The sequence below is a fragment of the Variovorax sp. P4_D9 genome (assembly GCF_056401695.1).
The window spans coordinates 1-1777 of the sequence record NZ_JBFUIU010001295.1 but is presented as its reverse complement, the minus strand read 5'-3'; the positions used below and the strand labels follow the sequence as shown (position 1 = coordinate 1777).

The following is a 1777-nucleotide window of genomic DNA, read 5'->3' as shown; positions in this document are numbered from 1 at the left end:
CGCCGGCGGTGCGGGCGATATCTGCGATGGTGGGGGCGGAGGACAAGATGACGATGCGTTGAGGTCGCGATCGTAATAACATCAATAATTAAATCAATCAGGGTTTTGGAGCATGGCGCAGGTCGGCCAAGACAGGAGCGGGGGGCGGGAGATGCTGCAGCGTGCCCCGCCAGGGCCTCTGGCGGCCGACGAGGCTGCCCGTGGCGAGCGCCTGCGCCGCGCCGACGCGGTCAGGCGGCCTCGGTGCGAGGCGTGATGCGCGGGGCAGGCTCGTCGAGCCGCTGAGCCTGTCGTACCCTACGATGTACCGCAAGTGCCGCGGCAGAAGCCGTCGAGCGTCCAGAAGAATCGTCCGTCTGCGCGTCCAAAGATATTCAATCGAGGGATGTCCACCGATGATGCGACGAATCCTGGCTTCGAGCCGTTACATCATGATCGTTCCCGTGATCGGGACCGGTCTACATCATCAGCATCGGCCTTTATTCGCTGTTCATCGATGACAAGCTGCCGCTGCCGAAATGGCTGGAAGTCCACAGCCTCGAGGACCTCAAGGGAAACCCGGTCAGCGTCGTGATTGCCGTTCTCGCGGCTGTTTCTGYGCGAGGTCGTCGCCTGGGAGGGCACCAGCGACATCGCCGCCTTCGGTGCCGGACTGGCGCTCGTGGTGGCCGCGCTGACCTTCTTCCTGATGAAGAGCAACGCGCGCAGGCGATGGGGCGCGTTCAGCTTCGCTCGAGCGTCACGAAGCTGAACGGCAACCCGTTTGCAGCGAGATGCGATTCGCGCGCGGTCTGTCGCCAGCCGGCGCCGAAATCAGGTGCCCAGGCGTCGCCCTCGTAGTCCTGTTCAATCTCGGTCAGCAGCACGCGCTGCGCCAGTGGCTCGGCCTCGGCATAGATCTGGGCACCGCCCATCACCCAGGCTTCGGTGGCCTGGCCGCGTTCGCAGAGGGCGATGGCTTCGTCGACGCTGCCGGCCCGCTCGGCGCCTTCGGCCTGCCAATCGGCTTTGCGCGTGACCACGATGTTGCGGCGGCCCGCCAGGGGACGGAAGCGCGGCGGGATCGAGTCCCAGGTCTTGCGGCCCATGATCACCGGCGCGCCCATCGTCTGCTGCTTGAAATGCGCCATGTCCTCGGGCAAGTGCCAGGGCATCGTACCGTCGCGGCCGATCACGCCGTTGGCGGCGCGGGCGAGGATCAGGTTGATGCGCATGGCCATCACACTGCGACCGGTGCCTTGATGGCGGGATGGGGTTCGTAGTCGACCACCTCGAAGTCCTCGTACTGGTAATCGAAGATCGAAGCTGGCTTGCGCTTGATGACCAACGTCGGATAGGGCCGGGGTGCACGGCTCAGCTGCAGGGCCACCTGTTCGGCATGGTTGCTGTAGATGTGGCAGTCGCCGCCGGTCCAGATGAAGTCGCCGACGTCCAGGTCGCATTGCTGCGCCAACATGTGCGTCAGCAGCGCATAGCTCGCGATGTTGAAGGGCACGCCCAGGAAGATGTCGGCACTGCGCTGATAGAGCTGGCAACTGAGCTTGCCGCGCTCGCCCGGCGCCTGCGGCGGCGCGACGTAGAATTGGAAGAAGGCGTGGCAGGGCATCAGCGCCATCTTCGAGAGCTCGGCCACGTTCCAGGCGCTGACGATGATGCGGCGCGAATCGGGGTTGCTGCGCAGCGTGTCGATCACCTGCTGGATCTGGTCGACATGACCGCCGTCGGGCGTCGGCCAGCTGCGCCACTGCACGCCGTAGACCGGGCCGAGGTCGCCGTC

3 protein-coding genes are annotated in these 1777 nt (G+C 65.4%); 1 reads left to right on the top strand and 2 read right to left on the bottom strand.

Annotated elements, in window-relative coordinates; translation table 11 throughout:
• The first annotated feature begins 462 nt into the window (after positions 1–462).
• Entirely contained in the window at positions 463–840 is a 378-nt protein-coding gene (locus AC1DY5_RS54135; RefSeq protein ID WP_478122440.1) for a YqhA family protein, read from the top strand.
• On the opposite strand, the gene AC1DY5_RS54130 is transcribed toward AC1DY5_RS54135, so the two are convergent.
• Together AC1DY5_RS54130 and thyA are read right to left on the bottom strand one after the other, a co-directional pair.
• Positions 723–1214 (bottom strand): dihydrofolate reductase, encoded by a 492-nt coding sequence (locus AC1DY5_RS54130; protein WP_478122439.1) that lies wholly within the window; start codon positions 1212–1214, stop codon positions 723–725. The two genes, AC1DY5_RS54135 and AC1DY5_RS54130, sit on opposite strands and share 118 nt — an antisense overlap.
• Positions 1215–1219: 5 nt before the next feature.
• A partial coding sequence (gene thyA, locus AC1DY5_RS54125; RefSeq protein ID WP_478122438.1) for a thymidylate synthase occupies positions 1220–1777 on the bottom strand: 558 nt, incomplete at its 5' end.

Coding starts and splice junctions, on each gene's coding strand:
- AC1DY5_RS54130 (WP_478122439.1), bottom strand. CDS start 1,214: ATGCGCATCAACCTGATCCTCGCCCGCGCCGCCAACGGCGTGATCGGC.